Origin of the sequence: Acinetobacter legionensis, assembly GCF_048552295.1 — a bacterium.
Classification (GTDB): Bacteria; Pseudomonadota; Gammaproteobacteria; order Pseudomonadales; family Moraxellaceae; genus Acinetobacter.
In genome coordinates this window covers 1-299 of sequence record NZ_JBIMCW010000092.1, presented here as the reverse complement: position 1 = coordinate 299, position 299 = coordinate 1, and the positions used below count along the sequence as shown (strand labels likewise).

The window sequence follows — 299 nt, the reverse complement described above, 5'->3', positions numbered from 1 at the left end:
GGTATATCCATAAGTTTTAAACTGTAGAGCGCAGTGCTTGAGTAGGACTTATTTACCTTTAAAAACAGGAGGTCTTTTTTGCAGCATGGCGAAAACACCTTCTTGAACATCTTCTGTTGTGAGTAAAGGTTGAAGATGGTTTTGCAGTTGGTTAAAAGCCACTTTGTAACCTTCATTGACTGCCTCACGAGCAGAGGCGAGGGTCGCTTTTACAGCAAGTGGTGCAGCTTGCGCGATATGTTCAGCAACTTCTATGGCACGTTTAAGCTCTGTACCTTCTGGGGATATTTCTGTAATGA

1 pseudogene is annotated in these 299 nt (G+C 42.8%); it reads right to left on the bottom strand.

The features are described from left to right. Window positions 1–48: 48 nt before the first annotated feature. A pseudogene (locus ACG916_RS21595) lies at window positions 49–299 on the bottom strand (crotonase/enoyl-CoA hydratase family protein); the annotation flags it as partial.